The following is a 20,893-nucleotide window of genomic DNA, read 5'->3' as shown; positions in this document are numbered from 1 at the left end:
CGTGAGCTGGTTGTCGGTCGATCTGCAGTTTTTTGCAGGAGAAAAAACAGAAAAAGCGACGCCAAGAAAACGGCAAGAAGTGCGTAAAAAGGGACAAGTAGCAAAAAGTGCAGATGTGACAGCTGCCTTTTTAATGCTTATCGTTTTTCTCGTCCTCTCTTTTTCTTCCGGTATGTGGGGAGATGCAATTACTCGGCTATTTCGCCAGTCGTTTCAACATTATTTTTTCATGGATGTGACGATCGATTCTGTACAGCTCATTTTCGTTGATCTCCTACAGCAACTTGCATTGCTCGTTGGACCTATTTTTTTAGCGGCGATCGCGGCGGCGTTATTTGCTAATTTTGTGCAAGTCGGTTTTTTATTTACGACGGAACCTCTACAAATGAAGTTAAGTAAACTTGACCCGATCCAAGGGTTTAAACGCATTTTTTCGCTCCGCGCCCTTGTAGAATTGCTCAAATCGATTTTAAAAGTATTGTTTGTTGGTGTTGTCACATTCTCTATTTTATGGATGAACATCGATGATATTTTATCGTTATCGCATAAATCAATTGGAGCAATTGCCGCGACGCTTGGACGTTTAACGATTCAAATGGGGCTTGTTGCTTCTGTCGCTTTACTATTTCTTTCGCTGTTCGATTATTTGTATCAACGGTATGATTTTGAAAAAAATATTCGTATGTCAAAACAAGATATTAAAGACGAATACAAAAAGACAGAAGGAGACCCGTTAATTAAATCACGCATTAAGCAAAAGCAACGAGAAATGGCGATGCGCCGCATGATGCAAGAAGTGCCGAAAGCAGATGTCGTCATTACAAACCCGACGCATTTTGCTGTGGCGTTAAAGTACGATGAACAGCAAGCAGACGCTCCGATCGTTGTCGCGAAAGGAGCAGATTATATGGCGCAAAAAATAAAAGATATCGCGAAAAAAAATGACGTCATGATCGTTGAAAATCGGCCGCTTGCACGTGCGTTATACGATCAAACAGATGTCGGGATGGTCATTCCAGAAGCTTTTTTCAAAGCAGTAGCAGAAATTTTAGCGTACGTTTACAAAACGAAAAATAAACTTTAATTTTATGTATGCGAACAGGAGAGAACGTTTATGTCGGCAAGGGACTTATCTGTATTAATTATGGTTGTATTAATTGTAGCGATGCTCATCATTCCTCTACCATCATGGTTGCTTAGTGTCCTCATTATTATGAACATTTCTCTTGCGTTGCTCGTTCTCTTAACGTCGATGAATATGCGCGAACCGCTCCAATTTTCGATCTTCCCTTCGCTCCTCCTTTTGCTTACCTTATTCCGTCTCGGTTTAAACGTTTCAACGACCCGCTCAATTTTAAGCAAAGGAGAAGCGGGAGGAGTTGTTGAAACGTTCGGAACGTTTGTCATTGGTGGCAATGTTGTTGTCGGTTTCGTCGTATTTTTAATTTTAGTTATTATCCAATTCGTTGTTATCACAAAAGGGGCAGAGCGCGTATCAGAAGTGGCTGCTCGCTTTACACTCGACGCGATGCCGGGAAAACAAATGAGCATCGATGCCGATTTAAATGCTGGCATCATTTCCGAACAACAAGCGAGAGAACGACGCGAAAAAATTGCACAAGAAGCTGATTTTTATGGAGCGATGGACGGAGCAAGTAAATTCGTGAAAGGTGATGCCATCGCAGGAATTATCATCGTATTAATCAATATGTTATTTGGTATCGTCATTGGCATGGTACAGCAAGGCATGGATATTGGCGAAGCGGCGAGACGATATACGTTGCTAACAGTAGGGGATGGGATCGTTAGCCAAATTCCAGCGCTATTAATTTCAACTGCAACAGGAATTGTTGTTACGCGCGCCGCTTCGGACGACAACTTAGGCGCCGATATTATGCGGCAATTGTTTGCGTACCCAAAAATGTTATATGTGACAGCAGGGACGATTTTTCTACTTGGGCTATTTACCCCAATTAATGATTTGTTAACAATTCCGATTGCTTCGTTGCTCGCTTTTGGGGCATACCAATTTACAAAACAAGCCGATGCGCCTGAAGCAACAACAGAAGAGACTGAAGAAGAAATCGAAATGGATCAAATGAAAAGTCCAGAAAGTGTTGTAAGTTTACTTAGCGTTGATCCGATTGAGTTTGAATTTGGATACGGATTAATACCGCTTGCTGATGCGAATCAAGGTGGAGATTTATTAGACCGTATCGTCATGATTCGTCGACAACTCGCTTTAGAGCTCGGCATCGTTATTCCCGTTGTTCGTATTCGCGATAACATTCAGCTGCAGCCAAATGAGTACCGATTAAAAATTAAAGGCAATGAAGTGGCGCGTGGCGAGTTGTTACTTGATCATTATTTAGCGATGAGCCCTGGCATTGATGATGATGCCATTGAGGGAATTGATACAGTAGAGCCAGCGTTCGGATTACCAGCGAAATGGATTTCTGAAGAAATGAAAGAACGAGCAGAAATGTTTGGCTATACGGTCGTTGATCCACCATCTGTCGTATCTACGCATATTACTGAGCTGTTGAAGGCGCACGCACATGAATTGCTCGGTCGTCAAGAAACGAAACAGTTAATCGACCATGTGAAAGAGTCGTATCCGATTTTAGTGGAAGAAGTGACGCCAAATCCGTTATCCGTTGGCGATATTCAAAAAGTGCTTGCGAACTTATTACGTGAAAAAGTATCAATTCGCAATTTGCCGGTTATTTTTGAAACGCTTGCGGATTTTGGACGAATGACGACAGATCCAGATCTTTTAACAGAATATGTTCGTCAAGCGCTCGCCCGTCAAATTACGAGCCAATACGTTGTTGAAGGACAGCCATTACGGGTAATTACATTATCAGGAAAAGTAGAGAAAATGATTGCCGAAGGTGTGCAACAAACGGAACATGGCAATTATTTAGCGCTTGATCCGGTCGTCTCGCAAGCGATCGTTGAAGCGATTGCGATGCAAATTGAACAATTTCCGTTTCAAGATCAAACGCCAATTTTACTTTGTTCACCGGCTGTGCGCATGTATGTGAGACAATTGACTGAACGATATTTCCGTCACGTTCCAGTATTGTCGTATAATGAACTTGAAGCAAATGTGGAAGTTCAAAGTGTTGGGGTGGTGAATGTGGAATGAAAGTAAAAAAGTTTGTCGCTTCGTCTATGCCAGAAGCGATGAAAATGATTCGAGCGGAACTTGGCAATGACGCCGTCATTTTAAATTCGAAAGTTGTGCAAAAAAAAGGTTTTCTTGGATTATTTTCCCGAAAAAATATTGAAGTGATTGCTGCTGTTGATCCAAAACCAGCCACTCCGCCCGTTCAAAAAATAAAAGAAAAACGAAAAGAGCGCACAGAATCGATGCGTGATGAACAGTTATTAAAGGAAATCCATGAATTAAAAGCAACGATTCGTCAATTATCGCAAGGAGGAGGGGTTGAGCATTACCCTACTCCATTAAAAGCAATCGATGCGCATTTAATCGACCAAGAAATAAGCGACGATGTGCGAGCGATGCTGATGTCCACGTTGTTGCAGCGTTGGTATACATCGGAAAAAAACGCCACATATGACGAGGTGAAGCAATGGCTTCATGAAGAAATCGTTCGTGCATTATCTTCGCTTTCGTTTGGGGGAATTTCGTTTCAAAAAAAATTTATTAACGTTGTTGGACCAACGGGGGTTGGCAAAACGACGACGCTTGCGAAAATGGCCGCTGATTGCGTCATTAAACATCGGAAAAAAGTCGCATTTATTACGACAGATACGTACCGCATTGCCGCCATTGATCAGTTGAAAACATATGCAAAAATTTTAAACGTTCCTCTTGAAGTATGTTACAATCTCGACGATTTTCGTAAAGCGAAAGAGAAGCTCGCATCGTATGACATTGTATTTATTGATACGGCAGGACGAAATTTTCGCAACGCTCAATATGTGAACGACTTAAAAGAAATGATCGACTTTAATGAGGAAATGGAAACGTTTCTTGTGTTATCACTCACAGCAAAATGGAGAGATATGAAAGACATTTATACACAGTTTTCACTCATTCCGATTCATAAATTTATTTTTACAAAAGTAGATGAAACGAGCCGACACGGTGCGATGTTAAATATGATGATTCAATGCCGTATCGGCGCAGCGTACATGACGCACGGACAAAACGTGCCCGATGATATTGTTGAAGCCACTCCACAGCTTGTTGCAAATATGGTTACCGGGGTCGAGCTACGATGATGAGAGATCAAGCGGAAAGCTTACGTTTACGCGTGAAAAAAATGCAGCACGGAACAGAAACGAAAACGATTGCTGTATTAAGCGGCAAAGGCGGAGTTGGAAAGTCGAACGTTTCGTTAAACTTTTCATTGGCGTTACGCCAACGCGAAAAACATGTATTGTTGTTTGATATGGATATTGGCATGGGGAATATCGATATTTTACTTGGGCAATCGTCATCTTATACAATGATCGATATTTTTCGTCCAAACGTCACCATTCATGATATTATAAAGACAGGACCTGAACAGTTATCTTTCATTGCTGGCGGAACAGGGTTCACAGAAATTTTTCATATGGACGAACAAAAAGTCGAGTATTTTATTGAACAATTGCAACTCGTTTCCGAGCAATACGATTATCTTATTTTCGATATGGGAGCAGGGATGTCCGAAGATCGTCTGCAGCTGCTCAAAGCGGTTGATGATATTTTTATCGTAACAACTCCGGAACCGACCGCTTTGACAGATGCATATGCAACGATGAAATACATTCACTTAGCAGATCCGCAACTCCCGATTTATGTGTTAGTCAATCGCGCACGCTCGGATAAAGAAGGAGTAGAGACACTACAGCGTTTAAAACAAGTGGCAAAACGTTTTTTAGGAAAAGAATTACACGCATTAGGATATGTACCTGAAGACCGAACGGTAAGTAACGCTGTCATTCATCAAACGCCTTTCCTTTTATTTGATCCGAGTGCAAAAGCAAGCAAGGCGCTTATGCGAATGACTGATCGCTACTTAGCGAACGGGGAACACGAGGAGCAAACGAAACGTCCGTTTCACTTTTTTGCAAAGCTTCGCCAATACTTTTTGGAAAGGTAGGTTATCATCGCTGTGAATAAGGTGAAAGTGCTCGTCGTTGATGACTCTGCTTTTATGCGAAAATTAATTAGCGATTTTTTGTCAGAACATCCGCGTTTGCACGTCGTAGGTACAGCGCGTGACGGACAAGAAGCGTTGCAAAAAATTGAGCAACTCAATCCGGATGTCGTGACGTTAGATGTTGAGATGCCTGTCATGAACGGGCTTGAGACGTTAAAGCATATTATGCAAAAAAAGCCACTTCCTGTCGTCATGATTTCAAGTACGACGACAGAAGGAGCGGAAAATACAATTTTAGCGTTGCAATACGGGGCGGTTGACTTTATTGCGAAGCCTTCAGGGGCCATCTCACTAGATTTATATAAAATTAAAGACAAGATGATCGAAAAAGTGCTCTTAGCAAGCGAAGCGAATTTGCGAACAGTGAAAATAAAGCAAAAAATGTCTATGTTGCCACAAAAGCAATATAGTAAAATAGGAATAAGCGAACGGAACAACGCAATCGGAAAGAAAAAAATCATCGCCATCGGCACATCAACAGGCGGACCACGCGCGCTTCAACACGTATTAACGAAATTTCCAGCGACCATTGACGCGCCGATTTTAATCGTCCAACATATGCCGAAAGGGTTTACAAAATCGTTAGCGACAAGACTTGATTCGTTATGCAACATTCGCGTCAAAGAAGCAGAAGATGGAGAAGTGATTCAAAAAGGGACAGCATATATCGCCCCAGGTGGGAATCATTTATATGTGAAACGCGTAGGCACATCGTTAGCCATTCATTTAGATGAAGGAGCGCCGCGCAATGGGCATCGACCTTCTGTTGACGTGATGTTTGAATCGTTAAGCGCTTTAACAGATTACGAAAAAGTAGCTGTTATTATGACAGGCATGGGGTCAGACGGTACAGCAGGATTAAAACAGTTAAAGGCATCTGGCAACACGTTTGTCGTTGCTGAATCTGCTGAATCTTCCGTTGTGTTTGGTATGCCTAAGTCAGCCATTGCTGCAAACGTTGTTGATGAAATCGTTCACGTTGACGATATTGCTAAAGTGGTAATGAAACACGTACAAGTTTGAGGGGGATAGGAACAATGGACATGAGTCAATACCTCGAAGTGTTTATTGATGAAAGTAAAGAGCATTTACAAACGATTAACGAGCAACTGCTAGAACTTGAAAAAAATCCAGACGATGTGGCGATCGTTAATGAAATTTTCCGCTCTGCCCATACGCTAAAAGGAATGTCAGCAACGATGGGATTTGAGGACTTAGCAAATTTAACGCATCAAATGGAAAATGTACTCGATGGAATACGAAATGGGAAAATTGCGGTTACGCCTGAACTGCTTGATGTCATTTTTCGCGCTGTTGATGATTTAGAAGCGATGGTCGTCTCTATTTCAGAAGGTGGAGACGGAAAGCGTGACGTCACCGAAGTCGTTGCGCAGTTAAAGCAAATTGAAAAAGGGGATGTTGTTGCAGTCCCTCAAAAAAGCAACTCAACGTATGAACAAACGTATGATGAATTTGAATATACCATTTTAAAGCAGTCCGCTGAACAAGGATTCCACAGTTATGAAGTCACGATCAAACTACGTTCTGACTGTCTATTAAAAGCTGCTCGTGTATTTATGATTTTTGAAGTGATTGAACAAATTGGAGAAGTGATTAAATCTGTTCCGACCGTTGAAATGTTAGAGGCCGAACAGTTCGACGATCAATTTGTCGTGACCGTCGTGACAAAAGTGTCACAAGATGAATTACAAAAGCGCATTATGAAAGTGTCTGAAGTAGAAGAAGTAAACGTCCGATCGGTTGACCTACGTCGATCTGAGCCTCTAGTGGAGCAAAAAGAAGAATCAAAAGAGGAACAAAAAGAAGAGACGAAAACTGTTGAGAAAACAGTCGAGAAAAAACAAGAAGCACAAGAAGAAAAAACGACTGGCAAACAAGTGAGCAACAAAACGATTCGCGTCAACATCGAGCGGCTTGACGTACTCATGAATTTGTTTGAGGAACTTGTCATTGACCGTGGACGTTTAGAACAAATTTCACGTGAGCTAAACAATCCAGAATTACACGAAACGGTTGAACGGATGTCGCGCATTTCAGGAGATTTACAAAACATTATTTTAAATATGCGCATGGTGCCCGTTGAAACGGTATTTAACCGCTTTCCGCGCATGGTTCGTCAATTAGCTCGCGATTTAGGAAAGAAAATTAATCTTGAAATTATCGGTGCTGAAACAGAACTCGATCGAACAGTCATTGATGAAATTGGCGATCCGCTCGTTCATTTATTGCGCAACGCCATCGATCACGGCATAGAAACGCCAGATGTACGTCGCGCAAAAGGAAAACCGGAAGAGGGAACAGTCAAATTAAAAGCATATCATAGTGGCAATCATGTATTTATTGAAATTGAAGACGATGGTGCGGGCATTAGTCGCGAAAAAGTGCTGAAAAAAGCCATTAGTAAAGGCATTATTTCTGAACAAAATGCGGCGAACTTAACGGATAAACAAGTATATGAGCTTATTTTTGCTTCAGGTTTTTCTACAGCGGATAAAGTATCGGATATTTCAGGACGCGGTGTTGGTTTAGACGTCGTCAAAAATACAATTGAATCGCTTGGTGGATCCGTGTCGATTGATTCAGAGGAAGGAGTCGGCTCGATCTTTTCGATTCAACTACCGCTTACACTATCCATTATTTCTGTTATGCTCGTTGAAATTCAAAAGGAAAAATATGCGATTCCGTTGTCATCGATCATCGAGACAGCCATCGTGAAAAAAGAAGACATTTTACATGCCCATAATCAAAAAGTCATTGATTTCCGTGGAAAAGTTGTTCCGCTCTTATTTTTGAAAGATATTTTTGAAGTGCCTGTTGTGAAGGAAGACGATGATTTCTTATCTGTTGTTATTGTGCGAAAAGGTGAGAAAATGGCTGGACTTGTCGTCGACTCGTTTATCGGTCAACAAGAAGTGGTGTTAAAATCGCTTGGCAACTACTTAACGTCTGTGTTTGCCATTTCTGGCGCGACCATTTTAGGTGACGGACAAGTGGCGCTCATTGTTGATTGCAACGCGCTAATTAAGTAGGGACAAGCGAGAGGGGGAATTTGATGTGGCTGAGCTGAAAGTAATTGTGTTTCAATTAAAAGACGAAGAATATGCGATTCCAGTGCAACAAGTACGCTCCATTGAAAAAATTCAACATATTACACGCGTTCCTCGCGTTCCGAAATATGTGAAAGGTGTTATCAATTTGCGTGGAGTCGTTACACCAATTATTGATTTACGCATGCGTTTCGGGTTAGAAGAAGCGCAATTTTCCGATCATACGCGCGTTATTATCGTGGCGCTTGATGACATTGAAGTCGGCTTAATTGTTGATGCTGCAAACGACGTCGTTGATATTTCGACAGAAGCAATCGAACCGCCACCAGAAGTGGTTGATGCAACAACCGCAGATTATATTAACGGTGTTGTAAAAATTGAAAAAAGACTTTTCATTTTATTAAACTTAGAAAAAGTATTAAAAACAGAGAAAGGATAAATCGTCCATGTCATATTTTGAACGGATGGATGCCGTCCATATGGACATACTAAAAGAGATTGGAAATATTGGTGCGGGTCACGCAGCAACAGCGTTATCAAAGCTGTTAAATAAAAGAATTGAAATGACGATTCCGGATGTGCGCATCATTTCATTTGATGAAATGATGGACATTGTTGGAGGAGCTGACAATGTCGTTGCTGCTGTTTTTTTGCGCATTGAAGGGGATGCGCCTGGCAATATGTTTTTTGTATTATCGATCGAGCAAGCGGAACGATTTATCCAACAAATGATTGGTGACGAACAATTTAAATTAGAACAAGATTGTTCGGAATTATCGTTGTCCGCATTGCAAGAGCTGGGTAACATTTTAGCAGGCTCGTATTTATCATCTTTATCAGACTTTACACGTTTAAATTTATATCCATCTGTTCCGGCACTCAGCATCGATATGATCGGCGCAATTTTAGGTTATGGATTAATAGAAATGTCACGTGTCGGTGACCATGTCATCGTCGTTGATACGGCAATTCATGAGGAGCATCAGCCGAATGATCGAGTAAATGGCCACTTTTTCTTGCTTCCCGACCCTGAATCATTTCATATCATCTTTCGCGCTTTAGGTGTGGACCGTGATGAGTGAAATTGTTCAAGTTGTAAAAGTCGGCATTGCTGATATGAACGTTGTAAAGGCGCCACATGTCATCCGTACATGTGGACTCGGCTCGTGCGTCGGTGTTGTTGTATATGATTTAGTGAAAGAAGTGGCTGGCATGGCGCACGTGATGTTGCCAGATTCATCGTTAGCAAAATCCGAAACAATGAATGTAGCGAAATATGCCGATACCGCAATAGAAGAATTGGTTCGGCGCGTCATTGGGGCAGGAGGAAGAAACGGTCATTTGAAAGCAAAAATGGCTGGTGGTGCACAAATGTTCCAATTTCGTACAGGGACGACGGATATGATGCGTATCGGGCCACGCAACGTTGAAGCTGTTCGTGAGCAGCTTCAGCGCTTTCGCATTCCGATTGTCGCCGAAGATGTCGGGGGAAATAGCGGACGAACGATTGAATTTCATCCGAAAACAGGAATGTTGCTCATTCGAACAGTAAATCAAGGGGTACGGGAAATGTAATGGCTGGTACATGGAAATTTAACGTTAGCTTTGCTTTATTCGGCTGTATGATCGCCTTTTTCTCTTCGTTACTACAAAATAGTATATGGACTTCTACGATTCGAGCTTTCATCACATTTATCGTGTTCTTTGTTTTTGCATTTATGATTCGTTGGATGATCGCATTTATCCAACGAGATGAATCAACACCGAACGTTTCATTTACACAAACGAACGACATAGAAGTTGAACAGATGATGGAAAGCTTAAGCGAAGAAGAACAACAAAAAGTAGCCGAGTATATTCGTCAACTGTTAAATCACGAAGAAAAATAAATGCAAAAGCGTAGCTTAGGGGGGATGACATATTGTGCTGGCAAAAGTGGATAGATACTCGCGATCGTGAAGCGGGTGATCAACTTATTGAGAAGTACATGCCACTTGTCGATTATCACGTCCAACGCATCGCTTCATCCCTTCCAAAAAGCGTAAAAAAAGAAGACTTGAAAAGCTTAGCGTTACTCGGCTTGTACGATGCGTTAGAAAAATTTGATCCTTCACGTGATTTGAAGTTTGACACGTATGCTTCATTTCGTATTCGTGGTGCCATTTTAGATGGATTGCGCAAAGAAGATTGGCTTCCGCGCAGCGTACGAGAAAAAGCAAAAAAAATCGAAGCGACGATCGAGCGGTTGCAACAAATGCATATGCGTGACGTGAGCGCCAAAGAAGTGGCGGATGCGTTAAATATATCAGAAGATGAAGTGTATGCGGTCATGAATGAACAGTTTTTCGCGAATGTTTTATCGCTTGATGAACGGCCGTTTGACGATGAAGATGATCAACCGTCGTTTACGATACGCGACGATCACTCACCGTCACCTGAAGAACATATATTGCGGGAAGAACAAATTGCCCAATTGGCCCAAGTCATCCAACAATTGAATGAAAAAGAACAGTTAGTGATTAGTTTGTTTTACAAAGAGGAACTGACGTTCACAGAAATCGGGCATATTATGGGGCTGTCGACGTCACGAATTTCCCAAATCCATGCAAAAGCGTTGTTTAAAATGCGCAAATTGATTGAGCAAGCAGTATGACAGTCCTTCATCAATCTTTATGAAGGAAGTGAAAACGATGAGTTTAAAGTTAATCGAGTTACAAATAGCGTTACCGAAAACGCATGAGCTCGGGAAGTGGCAAGAACATATGCAACAGTACGGACAGCTTGCTCAACAACAGCTTGCAGCAGAAATGAAAAAACAAGACGAGCGCATTCGCCAACAAGTGACGAAAGCTGAACAAAGCGAGCGTGCTAAATGGAAAAAACAATCTGAGCAAAAAGAAAAAAGCAAACATCCTTACAAAGGAACGCATATTGATTTTATCGGATAAGAGGGATGATATGACGACGTTTTTATGGTTTGCTAGCTTCGTTTTGCACGGTATTTCGCTCTTTCTTATTATTCTTTTGTCTTTAAAATGGGTAAAAATTAAAGAGACGGAAAGAGAGCAAGCGGAGCTTATTCGTGAGATGGAAACGATGATGACAACGTATTTAATGCAATTTAAAGAGGAAAATGAGCGCTTTGTTAAACAAATCACATCATCGGCTGTTCGTCAAAAGAAAAGAGAAACTCCGCCTTCGCTTCGAGAAGAACAACCGTCGCTTCCGATTGACGACGTTGTTGACCGCATCGAGTTATCAACAACTACACCAAAGGGAGAGCAATCGCTCGACTCGCTCGTTTCGGAAGCATTAAAACTGCAACAACAAGGAAAAACGATCGATGAAATCGCAAAAATACTAAAACGTGGGAAGACAGAAATGGAGCTTTTGCTTAAATTTCACCAAAAGTAGTTGAATGTGTTTTTTAATTATGATATAGTTCTACTTGGTGTGAATACACACGCTCATCGATTTAAGCAACGGTGCTGCATCGCAGTCTTGCTTAAAAATGACATGAGCGGAGGAAAAAAACCGTGTAGGAGGATGAAAAATGTCTGTTATTTCAATGAAGCAGTTGCTTGAAGCAGGGGTTCACTTCGGGCATCAAACACGTCGTTGGAACCCAAAAATGAAAAAGTATATTTTCACTGAGCGCAATGGTATTTATATCATTGACTTGCAAAAAACAGTGAAAAAAGTAGAAGAAGCGTATAACTTCGTCAAAGAACTTGCGGCAAACGGCGGCAAAATTTTATTCGTTGGTACGAAAAAACAAGCGCAAGATTCTGTGAAAGAAGAAGCAGAACGTTCTGGCATGTTTTACGTGAACCAACGTTGGTTAGGTGGAACGTTAACAAACTTTGCAACAATTCAAAAGCGTATTAAACGCTTAAAAGAAATCGAAAGAATGGCTGAAGATGGCACATTCGATGTATTGCCTAAAAAAGAAGTGGTAAAACTAAAGAAAGAGTTAGAGCGTCTTGAAAAGTTTTTAGGCGGTATTAAAGAAATGAAAGAATTGCCAGATGCATTGTTTGTCATCGATCCACGCAAAGAGCGCATTGCCGTTGCGGAAGCTCGTAAATTAAACATTCCGATCATCGGAATCGTGGATACAAACTGTGATCCAGACGAAATCGACTACGTCATTCCTGCAAACGACGATGCGATTCGTGCTGTGAAACTTCTTACTTCTAAAATTGCTGATGCGATTTTAGAAGCAAAGCAAGGCGAAGAAGCTGTTGTCACAGCTGAGTAAGCATGCGAAAGGTGATAAGAGGGGGGAGCCTTTTATCACCTTTTTTTAAGAAAGTTGGGCATACTAAGCCTGCGAACCGTTTCGGTTTGTATACATACGAGGCACATAAAAAGGAGGATGTTTAACATGGCAATTACTGCTCAAATGGTAAAAGAATTGCGCGAAAAAACTGGCGCAGGAATGATGGACTGCAAAAAAGCGTTAACAGAAACAAACGGCGATATGGAAAAAGCGATCGACTGGCTTCGTGAAAAAGGAATGGCGAAGGCAGCGAAAAAGGCAGATCGCATTGCAGCTGAAGGAACAACATTAATCGAAGTTGATGGAAATGCAGCTGTCATTTTAGAAGTAAACTCTGAAACAGACTTCGTTGCGAAAAACGAAGGATTTAAAACATTAGTAAAAGAATTGGCGGATCATTTATTAAAACATAAACCTGCAACAGTAGAAGAAGCGTTACAACAAAAAATGGACAACGGTGCAACAGTAGAAGAGCACATCAACGCGGCGATTGCTAAAATCGGTGAAAAAATTACGTTGCGTCGCTTTGCTGTTGTAGAAAAAGGCGACAACGCAGCATTCGGTGCCTATTTGCACATGGGTGGTCGCATTGCTGTATTAACAGTACTAGAAGGCACAACAAATAGCGACATTGCAAAAGATGTAGCGATGCACATTGCTGCTATTAATCCAAAATACGTTTCTCGCGATGAAGTATCTGCAGACGAAATCGCTCGTGAGCGTGAAGTATTAAAACAACAAGCATTAAATGAAGGAAAACCAGAAAACATCGTTGAAAAAATGGTTGAAGGTCGTTTAGGTAAATTTTTCGAAGACATTTGCTTACTTGAGCAAAGCTTCGTAAAAAATCCTGATGTGAAAGTACGTCAATTTGTAGAATCTAATGGCGCAACTGTAAAAAGCTTCATCCGTTACGAAGTAGGCGAAGGCATTGAAAAGCGTCAAGATAACTTCGCTGAAGAAGTTATGAGCCAAGTTCGTAAGTAATGAAGACAAATAGGGAACACATACGTGTTCCCTATTTTTAAAGAACGGTATGGAGGTTTACAATGAAAAGCCCAAAGTATAAACGTGTCGTTTTAAAATTAAGCGGTGAAGCGTTAGCTGGTGACCAAGGATTTGGCATTAATCCGTCTGTCATTAAATCGATTGCTCAACAAGTAAAAGAAGTCGCGGAACTTGGAGTTGAAGTAGCGGTCGTTGTTGGTGGTGGGAACATTTGGCGTGGAAAAATCGGCAGTGAAATGGGCATGGATCGCGCCACAGCCGATTACATGGGTATGTTAGCAACAGTCATGAATTCGCTCGCTTTGCAAGACAGCCTCGAGCAACTTGGGGTACAAACGCGCGTACAAACATCGATTGACATGCGTCAAGTGGCAGAGCCGTACATTCGTCGACGAGCGATTCGTCACTTAGAGAAAAAACGCGTCGTCATTTTCGCGGCAGGAACAGGAAACCCGTACTTTTCAACGGATACGACAGCTGCGCTTCGTGCTGCCGAAATCGAAGCAGACGTCATTTTAATGGCGAAAAACAACGTAGATGGCGTATATAGTGCCGATCCGAAAGTAGATAAAAATGCAGTCAAATATGACGAGCTATCTTATTTAGACGTCATTAAACAAGGATTGGGCGTCATGGATTCGACCGCCTCATCGTTATGTATGGATAACGATATTCCGCTTATCGTTTTCTCGATTATGGAAGAAGGAAATATTAAACGTGCTGTATTAGGCGAAAATATTGGAACAATTGTAAGGGGGAAATAAGATGCAAGTATTAACGAACGCAAAAGAAAAAATGGATAAAGCTGTTCAAGCTTTTTCGCGTGAGCTCGCAACCATTCGTGCAGGTCGTGCCAATCCTGCGTTGTTAGAAAAAATTACAGTAGATTACTACGGCATGCCAACACCAATCATTCAATTAGCAGGCATCCAAGTGCCAGAAGCGCGTCTTCTTGTCATTCAGCCGTATGACAAATCTGTATTGAAAGAAATTGAAAAAGCGATTTTAGCATCTGACTTAGGTTTAACACCTTCAAACGACGGTTCAGTTATCCGCATCTCTATTCCGCCACTAACGGAAGAGCGTCGTCGCGAGCTTGTTAAACTTGTAAAAAAATATGCTGAAGAAGCGAAAGTTGCTGTGCGCAACATTCGTCGCGATGCAAACGACGAGTTGAAAAAACTCGAAAAAAATGGCGAAATTACAGAAGATGAGTTACGTGGTTATACAGAGGATATCCAAAAATTGACGGATGATCATATCGCAAAAATTGATGCGATTACGAAAGAAAAAGAGAAAGAAGTCATGGAAGTATAAGTCCCTCTATGTTTATAGAGGGTTTTTTGCTATAATTACGAAATAGGGCGCACAGCCTAATCATGTTGGATCAAAGCTGGAGGATACGCGCTAATGTTTGAAAAGATGAAAAGATGGAAAAACAAAGAAGAAGGGCATGAAAAAGAAACGATTTTACAAGGTCCGATCCCTGCGCATGTGGCAATCATTATGGATGGAAACGGACGATGGGCGAAAAAGCGTGCATTGCCACGCATGGCTGGGCATTATGAAGGGATGCAAACGGTTCGGAAAATTACGCGCTTTGCGAATGAACTCGGCGTAAAAGTGTTAACGTTATACGCATTTTCAACAGAAAATTGGAAACGACCGAAAACAGAGGTCGATTATTTAATGCAGTTGCCGGAACAATTTTTGAACACATTTTTGCCAGAGTTAATCGAGGAAAACGTGCAAGTACGCGTCATGGGACATAAAGAGCAATTACCTTCACATACGCTGCGTGCGGTTAATAAGGCGATTGAAGAGACGAAACAAAATACGGGGTTAATCTTAAACTTTGCGTTAAACTACGGAAGTCGTGCAGAAATCGTGCATGCCGTTCAAAAGCTCGTTGACGATGTGCAAAACGGAGCGATTCAAGCAAGCGATGTGAATGAACAACTATTCCATTCATATTTAATGACAAACGATTTGCCTGACCCGGATTTGCTTATTCGCACAAGCGGTGAGATTCGTTTAAGTAATTTTATGCTTTGGCAACTAGCTTATACAGAATTTTGGTTTACGGATATATTGTGGCCAGATTTCACCGAACAACATTTTTTACAGGCGGTACATGAATTTCAACAACGAAGCCGTCGATTTGGAGGCGTGTAATTTCATATGAAACAAAGAATTATAACAGCAATTATTGCAGCTTCAATCTTTTTACCAATCGTCATATATGGCGGATGGCCATTTTTCGTTTTAACGTATGTACTAGCTACAGTTGGTTTATTTGAACTCATTCGTATGAAGCGCATGTCCGTGTTTTCATTTCCTAGCGTTGTTAGTTTTCTTTCATTATGGCTCTTTTTATATCCACATGAACATATGATAAATATATGGATCTTGATCATCAGTCTCTTTTTGTTGCTCATTTATACGGTCATATCGAAAAATGCGTTTACGTTTGATGATGCAGCGTTTATGGTTGCCGCTTTACTATACGTAGGTGTCGGTTTTTACTCTTTTGTTCAAGTGCGTGAAGCCGGATTATCATACATTTTTTATGCCCTCTTTTTAATTTGGGCAACAGATAGTGGTGCATACTTTATTGGTCGTGCATTCGGAAAACGAAAGTTATGGGAGCATATTAGCCCAAATAAAACGGTTGAAGGGGCGATTGGTGGCATTGTATGTGCTCTTGTTGTTGTGAGTATTTATGAGTGGCTATCGCCGTTTTCCCCGTCTTTTCTCATGTTGCTCATTGCGACAGTCATTTTATCCGTTTTCGGCCAGCTTGGAGATTTAGTAGAATCCGCTTTTAAACGTCATTACGGAGTAAAAGACTCAGGAGCGATTTTGCCTGGACATGGCGGCATTTTAGATCGCTTCGATAGTTTGTTATTTATTTTGCCTATTTTACATTTGTTTTACCTTGTGGCTTAAAAAGGAGTGAATAGTTTGCGAGCAATTAGTCTATTAGGAGCGACTGGCTCGATCGGCATGCAAACGTTAGATGTCATTCGCGCCCATTCTAATGCGTTTCGTCTCGTTGCTTTTTCAGCCGGACGAAACATTGAGCAGGCTCGACGTATTATTGAGCAATTTTCACCAAATGTTGTATGCGTCGCGCAAAAGGAAGATGCTGAACGGTTACAAAGCGAATATAAGGGACGAGTACGCATCGTTTTCGGTGAAGACGGGCTCATTGAAGTAGCAACAGTTCAAGAAGCGGATATTGTTGTCAACGCAGTTGTTGGGAGCGTTGGGCTAGTTCCTACGTTAAAGGCGATTGAGGCGAAAAAAACGATTGCGTTAGCGAATAAAGAAACGTTAGTTACCGCAGGTCATCTTGTTATGAAACATGCTGCCGATTATGGCGTAACCATTTTGCCTGTCGATAGTGAACATTCAGCTATTTTTCAATGTTTGCAAGGGGAACAACAAAAAAATATCGAATATATTATTTTGACGGCATCTGGTGGGAGTTTTCGCGATCGGACGCGCGAACAACTACAGCATGTTACGGTGGAAGAGGCGTTAAAACATCCGAATTGGTCGATGGGAGCGAAAATTACAATTGATTCTGCAACAATGATGAACAAAGGACTCGAAGTGATCGAAGCACACTGGTTGTTCCACTTACCGTATGAACAAATTGACGTGCTGTTACATAAAGAAAGCATTATTCATTCGATGGTGCAATTTCACGACGGAAGTGTTATCGCTCAACTAGGAACGCCAGATATGCGCGTACCGATTCAATATGCATTAACATACCCAGACCGTTTTCCGCTACATATTGAACGGCTAAACTTAGCACAAGTAGCCACGTTGCACTTTCAAAAAGTGGACATGGACCGATTCCGTTGTTTACAATTTGCTTATGAAGCAGGAAAAATCGGCGGAACGATGCCGACCGTATTAAATGCGGCCAACGAAGAAGCGGTGTCGGCCTTTTTAACTGGACGAATATCGTTTTTAGCGATTGAACAATACATTGAACAAGCAATGAATTGGCACGTACCGATCGCTCATCCGGATTTGGAAACGATTCGTACAGTTGATCGCGAAACGCGACAATATGTAAAATCACTATACATGTAAAAGGTGGTTGAAACTTTGGAAACGGTTATTTCTTTTATTGTTATTTTTGGTGCGCTTGTATTTTTTCATGAATTAGGACATTTCATTTTTGCTAAGCGGGCAGGCATTTTATGCCGTGAGTTTGCGATCGGATTTGGTCCAAAAGTGTTTTCGATGAAAAAAGGGGAAACGACGTACACCATTCGTTTACTTCCACTCGGCGGTTTTGTGCGCATGGCTGGCGAAGACCCTGAAATGATTGATGTTAAGCGCGGTCAAGTTGTCGGATTATTGTTTGACTCGGAAGGCAAAGTGAAAAAAGTAATCGTCAATCATAAAGACGAATATCGAGATGCCAAAATCATTGAAGTGGAGCGCGCTGACTTTGAACATGAGCTATATATTGAAGGCTATGAAGGTGATGATGATCACTTACAACGCTTTGAATTAAGCGATCCAGCTTACATCGTTATTGATCGGGAAGAAGTGCAAATTGCACCGTATCATCGTCAGTTTGGTTCAAAAACGCTCGGGCAGCGAGCGATGGCCATTTTCGCTGGTCCGCTTATGAATTTCGTGCTAGCGCTTGTCATCTTCATTGTTATTGGACTATTACAAGGTTATCCTGTCGATAAACCGATCATTGGTGAATTGACGGAAGATGGGGCTGCGCTTAAAGCCGGATTAAAGCAAGGGGATATCGTTATTTCGATTGATAGCCAGTCGATGTCTTCATGGACGGATGTGGTGACAATGATTCGGAAAAGCCCAGAAAAACCGCTCCAGTTTCAAGTAAATCGCAACGGTCAAATAATTGATCTCATCGTTACACCTGAAAAGAAAACGATCGAAGGTGAGACGATTGGGCTAATCGGTGTGTATGGGCCAATGGAAAAATCGATTGCAGGTGCGATCAAACAAGGAGCGTTAGAAACGTACTATTGGACAAAAGAAATTATAGTTGGGCTAGGTCATTTATTGACAGGGAAATTTTCATTTGATATGTTATCTGGACCTGTTGGTATTGCGGTTTCGACTCACAAAGTCGCCCAATCTGGCGTGTATTACTTAATGAAATGGGGAGCTATTTTAAGCATTAACTTAGGGATTATTAACTTGCTTCCACTTCCGGCACTCGATGGCGGACGATTAACGTTTTTTGCGATTGAGGCGTTACGTGGAAAACCAATTGATCGCCAAAAAGAGGGTATTGTACATTTTATCGGTTTTGCTCTTCTCATGTTGCTTATGCTTGTTGTTACATGGAACGATATTCAAAAATTTTTCCTATAAATCAATGAAGTAAGAGGTGCTAAAAAAGATGAAACAAAGCATGTCGTTTATTCCTACATTACGTGAAGTACCGGCAGATGCAGAAATTAAAAGTCATCAACTTCTCCTCCGTGCCGGTTTTATTCGTCAAAACGCGAGCGGAGTATATAGCTTCTTACCGCTTGGTAAACGTGTATTACAAAAAATTGAAGCGATCATTCGTGAAGAAATGGAGCGAGCAGGCGCGGTAGAGCTACTAATGCCAGCGCTTCAACAAGCAGAGTTGTGGCAAGAGTCAGGTCGCTGGTATTCATACGGACCTGAATTAATGCGTTTAAAAGATCGCCACGAGCGTGACTTTGCGCTCGGTGCAACTCATGAAGAAGTCATTACGGCACTTGTGCGTGATGAAGTGAAATCGTATAAACGTTTGCCGCTTACGCTTTATCAAATTCAAACAAAGTTTCGTGACGAAAAGCGTCCACGTTTCGGTTTGCTTCGTGGCCGTGAGTTTATTATGAAAGATGCATATTCATTTCACGCTTCACACGAAAGTTTGGATGAAGTATACAATAAAATGTACGAAGCTTATGCCAATGTGTTCCGTCGTTGCGGATTAAATTTCCGCGCTGTCATTGCCGATTCTGGGGCGATGGGCGGAAAAGATACGCATGAATTTATGGTTTTATCCGATGTCGGTGAAGATACAATTGCATATTCAGACTCGTCTGACTATGCTGCGAACATTGAAATGGCTCCTGTCATTACGACATATGAGCGGAGCGATGAACCGCATGAGTCGCTTGAAAAAGTGCATACACCAGAACAACGTACAATTGAAGAAGTAAGTCAATTCCTTCAAGTGCCAAAAGAAAAATGCATTAAGTCGCTATTATTTAAAGTAGATGATCGCTATGTGCTCGTTCTTGTGCGCGGCGATCATGAAGTCAATGACGTAAAAGTAAAAAATATATTAGAAGCAACAGTGGTGGAGTTGGCGACACCAGAAGAAACGAAACAAGTGATGAATTGCGAAATCGGTTCACTTGGCCCAATCGGTGTCCGAAACGATGTGCTCGTTTTGGCAGACCACGCGGTAAAAGCGATTGTCAACGGTGTATGCGGGGCAAATGAAGCACACTATCATTATAAAGGGGTCAATCCGGATCGTGATTTTGTTGCGCAATACGCGGATGTTCGTTTCATTCAAGAAGGGGATCCATCACCAGATGGAAAAGGAACGATTCGCTTTGCGCGCGGAATTGAAGTAGGGCATGTATTTAAACTCGGCACGCGTTACAGTGAAGCGATGAATGCAACATACTTAGATGAAAATGGACGTACGCAACCGATGATTATGGGTTGCTATGGTATTGGTGTCTCTCGCACACTTGCAGCGATTGCTGAACAATATAATGATGAGCATGGACTTATTTGGCCGACAGCTGTTGCTCCGTTCCACGTCCACCTCATTTCTGTCAATCCGAAAGTGGACGAGCAACGAGAACTTGCTGATGAATGGTACGTACGTTTGCAACAAGAAGGATTTGAAGTGTTGTATGACGATCGTGCCGAGCGTCCGGGTGTGAAATTCGCTGACAGCGATTTAATCGGCTTACCTGTGCGTGTAACAGTCGGAAAACGTGCAAGTGAAGGAATTGTCGAAGTAAAAGTTCGCAAAACAGGTGAAACAGAAGAAGTACATGTGTCGCAATTAGTGGAGACTTTGCGCCGATATTTGTAAAAGGCAGAGAGGGGGATTCCCCTCTTTCTGTCGTCTATCACTCCCAACCAACGTACAAAAAAAGGGAGGCTTTTGACTGTTCATGATAAATGTATAAATATTTATAAAAATTTTGTAAAAATCTGATGATCATTTTATGTAAAAAAAGTCAAAAAGGGGCTGGGAGAAGATGATTCGCGCGTACAAAGTCATGCTTCTGCCCAACAATAAGCAAAAGACGAAGCTTTTTCAATGCGCAGGTGTTGCCAGA

General features: G+C 41.7%; 23 protein-coding genes. All 23 read left to right on the top strand.

All coding sequences use genetic code 11. The features are described from left to right. The first annotated feature begins 1 nt into the window (after position 1). Complete coding sequence (gene flhB, locus LD028_RS05805; RefSeq protein WP_237811253.1) at positions 2 to 1,084, top strand: flagellar biosynthesis protein FlhB; 1,083 nt, start codon at positions 2 to 4, stop codon at positions 1,082 to 1,084. Positions 1,085 to 1,114: 30 nt separating this feature from the next. Next, positions 1,115 to 3,151, top strand: coding sequence for a flagellar biosynthesis protein FlhA (gene flhA / locus LD028_RS05800; protein WP_237811252.1), 2,037 nt, complete (start codon positions 1,115 to 1,117; stop codon positions 3,149 to 3,151). Beyond that, positions 3,148 to 4,254 carry a flagellar biosynthesis GTPase FlhF gene (gene flhF / locus LD028_RS05795; protein ID WP_012575292.1) on the top strand — a complete coding sequence of 369 codons (1,107 nt, stop codon included), beginning with the start codon at positions 3,148 to 3,150 and terminating at the stop codon, positions 4,252 to 4,254. The genes flhA and flhF overlap by 4 nt, the downstream gene beginning before the upstream one ends. Further along, complete coding sequence (locus LD028_RS05790) at positions 4,251 to 5,120, top strand: MinD/ParA family protein (RefSeq protein WP_237810545.1); 870 nt, start codon at positions 4,251 to 4,253, stop codon at positions 5,118 to 5,120. Before flhF ends, LD028_RS05790 begins: the two co-directional genes overlap by 4 nt. Before the next feature lie 12 nt (positions 5,121 to 5,132). Continuing rightward, positions 5,133 to 6,203 carry a protein-glutamate methylesterase/protein-glutamine glutaminase gene (locus tag LD028_RS05785; RefSeq protein ID WP_237810546.1) on the top strand — a complete coding sequence of 357 codons (1,071 nt, stop codon included), beginning with the start codon at positions 5,133 to 5,135 and terminating at the stop codon, positions 6,201 to 6,203. A 14-nt stretch (positions 6,204 to 6,217) separates the two neighbouring features. Next, the gene (locus LD028_RS05780; protein ID WP_237810547.1) at positions 6,218 to 8,230 is read left to right on the top strand and encodes a chemotaxis protein CheA; all 2,013 of its coding nucleotides are present in this window, start codon (positions 6,218 to 6,220) and stop codon (positions 8,228 to 8,230) included. A gap of 25 nt (positions 8,231 to 8,255) precedes the next feature. Next, on the top strand, positions 8,256 to 8,687 hold the full coding sequence (locus LD028_RS05775; protein ID WP_077429643.1) for a chemotaxis protein CheW: 432 nt from the start codon (positions 8,256 to 8,258) through the stop codon (positions 8,685 to 8,687). Between the two features lie 7 nt (positions 8,688 to 8,694). After that, a complete protein-coding gene (locus tag LD028_RS05770) occupies positions 8,695 to 9,330 on the top strand; it encodes a chemotaxis protein CheC (RefSeq protein WP_237810548.1) in 636 nt (211 codons plus the stop codon). Next, positions 9,323 to 9,823, top strand: a complete 501-nt coding sequence (locus LD028_RS05765; RefSeq protein WP_237810549.1) for a chemotaxis protein CheD — start codon at positions 9,323 to 9,325, stop codon at positions 9,821 to 9,823. Before LD028_RS05770 ends, LD028_RS05765 begins: the two co-directional genes overlap by 8 nt. Further along, positions 9,823 to 10,137 carry a hypothetical protein gene (locus tag LD028_RS05760; RefSeq protein WP_237810550.1) on the top strand — a complete coding sequence of 105 codons (315 nt, stop codon included), beginning with the start codon at positions 9,823 to 9,825 and terminating at the stop codon, positions 10,135 to 10,137. The genes LD028_RS05765 and LD028_RS05760 overlap by 1 nt, the downstream gene beginning before the upstream one ends. Before the next feature lie 32 nt (positions 10,138 to 10,169). Further along, complete coding sequence (locus tag LD028_RS05755; protein WP_255707027.1) at positions 10,170 to 10,901, top strand: FliA/WhiG family RNA polymerase sigma factor; 732 nt, start codon at positions 10,170 to 10,172, stop codon at positions 10,899 to 10,901. Between the two features lie 37 nt (positions 10,902 to 10,938). Then, positions 10,939 to 11,196 carry a hypothetical protein gene (locus LD028_RS05750; protein WP_237810552.1) on the top strand — a complete coding sequence of 86 codons (258 nt, stop codon included), beginning with the start codon at positions 10,939 to 10,941 and terminating at the stop codon, positions 11,194 to 11,196. 10 nt (positions 11,197 to 11,206) lie between these two features. Further along, positions 11,207 to 11,662, top strand: coding sequence for a hypothetical protein (locus tag LD028_RS05745; protein WP_171699796.1), 456 nt, complete (start codon positions 11,207 to 11,209; stop codon positions 11,660 to 11,662). Positions 11,663 to 11,801: 139 nt separating this feature from the next. Continuing rightward, positions 11,802 to 12,509 carry a 30S ribosomal protein S2 gene (gene rpsB, locus LD028_RS05740; protein ID WP_004891029.1) on the top strand — a complete coding sequence of 236 codons (708 nt, stop codon included), beginning with the start codon at positions 11,802 to 11,804 and terminating at the stop codon, positions 12,507 to 12,509. Positions 12,510 to 12,635: 126 nt separating this feature from the next. Then, positions 12,636 to 13,517, top strand: a complete 882-nt coding sequence (gene tsf / locus LD028_RS05735) for a translation elongation factor Ts (protein ID WP_004891028.1) — start codon at positions 12,636 to 12,638, stop codon at positions 13,515 to 13,517. A 62-nt stretch (positions 13,518 to 13,579) separates the two neighbouring features. After that, a complete protein-coding gene (pyrH, locus tag LD028_RS05730; protein WP_237810553.1) occupies positions 13,580 to 14,302 on the top strand; it encodes a UMP kinase in 723 nt (240 codons plus the stop codon). Position 14,303: 1 nt separating this feature from the next. Then, entirely contained in the window at positions 14,304 to 14,855 is a 552-nt protein-coding gene (gene frr / locus LD028_RS05725) for a ribosome recycling factor (protein WP_006322344.1), read from the top strand. 93 nt (positions 14,856 to 14,948) lie between these two features. Beyond that, positions 14,949 to 15,713 (top strand): undecaprenyl pyrophosphate synthase, encoded by a 765-nt coding sequence (locus LD028_RS05720; RefSeq protein ID WP_077429648.1) that lies wholly within the window; start codon positions 14,949 to 14,951, stop codon positions 15,711 to 15,713. Positions 15,714 to 15,719: 6 nt separating this feature from the next. Beyond that, positions 15,720 to 16,487 (top strand): phosphatidate cytidylyltransferase, encoded by a 768-nt coding sequence (locus LD028_RS05715; RefSeq protein ID WP_077429649.1) that lies wholly within the window; start codon positions 15,720 to 15,722, stop codon positions 16,485 to 16,487. Between the two features lie 6 nt (positions 16,488 to 16,493). Next, complete coding sequence (gene dxr / locus LD028_RS05710; RefSeq protein WP_077429650.1) at positions 16,494 to 17,648, top strand: 1-deoxy-D-xylulose-5-phosphate reductoisomerase; 1,155 nt, start codon at positions 16,494 to 16,496, stop codon at positions 17,646 to 17,648. Between the two features lie 15 nt (positions 17,649 to 17,663). Further along, positions 17,664 to 18,920, top strand: a complete 1,257-nt coding sequence (rseP, locus tag LD028_RS05705; protein WP_077429651.1) for an RIP metalloprotease RseP — start codon at positions 17,664 to 17,666, stop codon at positions 18,918 to 18,920. A 28-nt stretch (positions 18,921 to 18,948) separates the two neighbouring features. Further along, the gene (locus LD028_RS05700) at positions 18,949 to 20,643 is read left to right on the top strand and encodes a proline--tRNA ligase (protein WP_237810554.1); all 1,695 of its coding nucleotides are present in this window, start codon (positions 18,949 to 18,951) and stop codon (positions 20,641 to 20,643) included. 169 nt (positions 20,644 to 20,812) lie between these two features. Further along, on the top strand, positions 20,813 to 20,893 hold an 81-nt coding region (locus tag LD028_RS05695; protein WP_255721570.1), incomplete at its 3' end, for a helix-turn-helix domain-containing protein.

The sequence above is a fragment of the Anoxybacillus sp. LAT27 genome (genome assembly GCF_022030075.1).
In the GTDB taxonomy this organism is placed as follows: Bacteria; Bacillota; Bacilli; order Bacillales; family Anoxybacillaceae; genus Anoxybacillus; species Anoxybacillus kestanbolensis.
Note: the sequence above shows the minus strand (reverse complement) of the source record. Positions and strands in the feature narration are given on the sequence as shown.

Coding starts and splice junctions, on each gene's coding strand:
- LD028_RS05750 (WP_237810552.1), top strand. CDS start 10,939: ATGAGTTTAAAGTTAATCGAGTTACAAATAGCGTTACCGAAAACGCAT.
- LD028_RS05700 (WP_237810554.1), top strand. CDS start 18,949: ATGAAACAAAGCATGTCGTTTATTCCTACATTACGTGAAGTACCGGCA.
- LD028_RS05720 (WP_077429648.1), top strand. CDS start 14,949: ATGTTTGAAAAGATGAAAAGATGGAAAAACAAAGAAGAAGGGCATGAA.
- rpsB (WP_004891029.1), top strand. CDS start 11,802: ATGTCTGTTATTTCAATGAAGCAGTTGCTTGAAGCAGGGGTTCACTTC.
- LD028_RS05760 (WP_237810550.1), top strand. CDS start 9,823: ATGGCTGGTACATGGAAATTTAACGTTAGCTTTGCTTTATTCGGCTGT.
- flhF (WP_012575292.1), top strand. CDS start 3,148: ATGAAAGTAAAAAAGTTTGTCGCTTCGTCTATGCCAGAAGCGATGAAA.
- LD028_RS05780 (WP_237810547.1), top strand. CDS start 6,218: ATGGACATGAGTCAATACCTCGAAGTGTTTATTGATGAAAGTAAAGAG.
- LD028_RS05770 (WP_237810548.1), top strand. CDS start 8,695: ATGTCATATTTTGAACGGATGGATGCCGTCCATATGGACATACTAAAA.
- frr (WP_006322344.1), top strand. CDS start 14,304: ATGCAAGTATTAACGAACGCAAAAGAAAAAATGGATAAAGCTGTTCAA.
- pyrH (WP_237810553.1), top strand. CDS start 13,580: ATGAAAAGCCCAAAGTATAAACGTGTCGTTTTAAAATTAAGCGGTGAA.
- LD028_RS05745 (WP_171699796.1), top strand. CDS start 11,207: ATGACGACGTTTTTATGGTTTGCTAGCTTCGTTTTGCACGGTATTTCG.
- tsf (WP_004891028.1), top strand. CDS start 12,636: ATGGCAATTACTGCTCAAATGGTAAAAGAATTGCGCGAAAAAACTGGC.
- LD028_RS05715 (WP_077429649.1), top strand. CDS start 15,720: ATGAAACAAAGAATTATAACAGCAATTATTGCAGCTTCAATCTTTTTA.
- LD028_RS05790 (WP_237810545.1), top strand. CDS start 4,251: ATGATGAGAGATCAAGCGGAAAGCTTACGTTTACGCGTGAAAAAAATG.
- flhA (WP_237811252.1), top strand. CDS start 1,115: ATGTCGGCAAGGGACTTATCTGTATTAATTATGGTTGTATTAATTGTA.
- LD028_RS05765 (WP_237810549.1), top strand. CDS start 9,323: ATGAGTGAAATTGTTCAAGTTGTAAAAGTCGGCATTGCTGATATGAAC.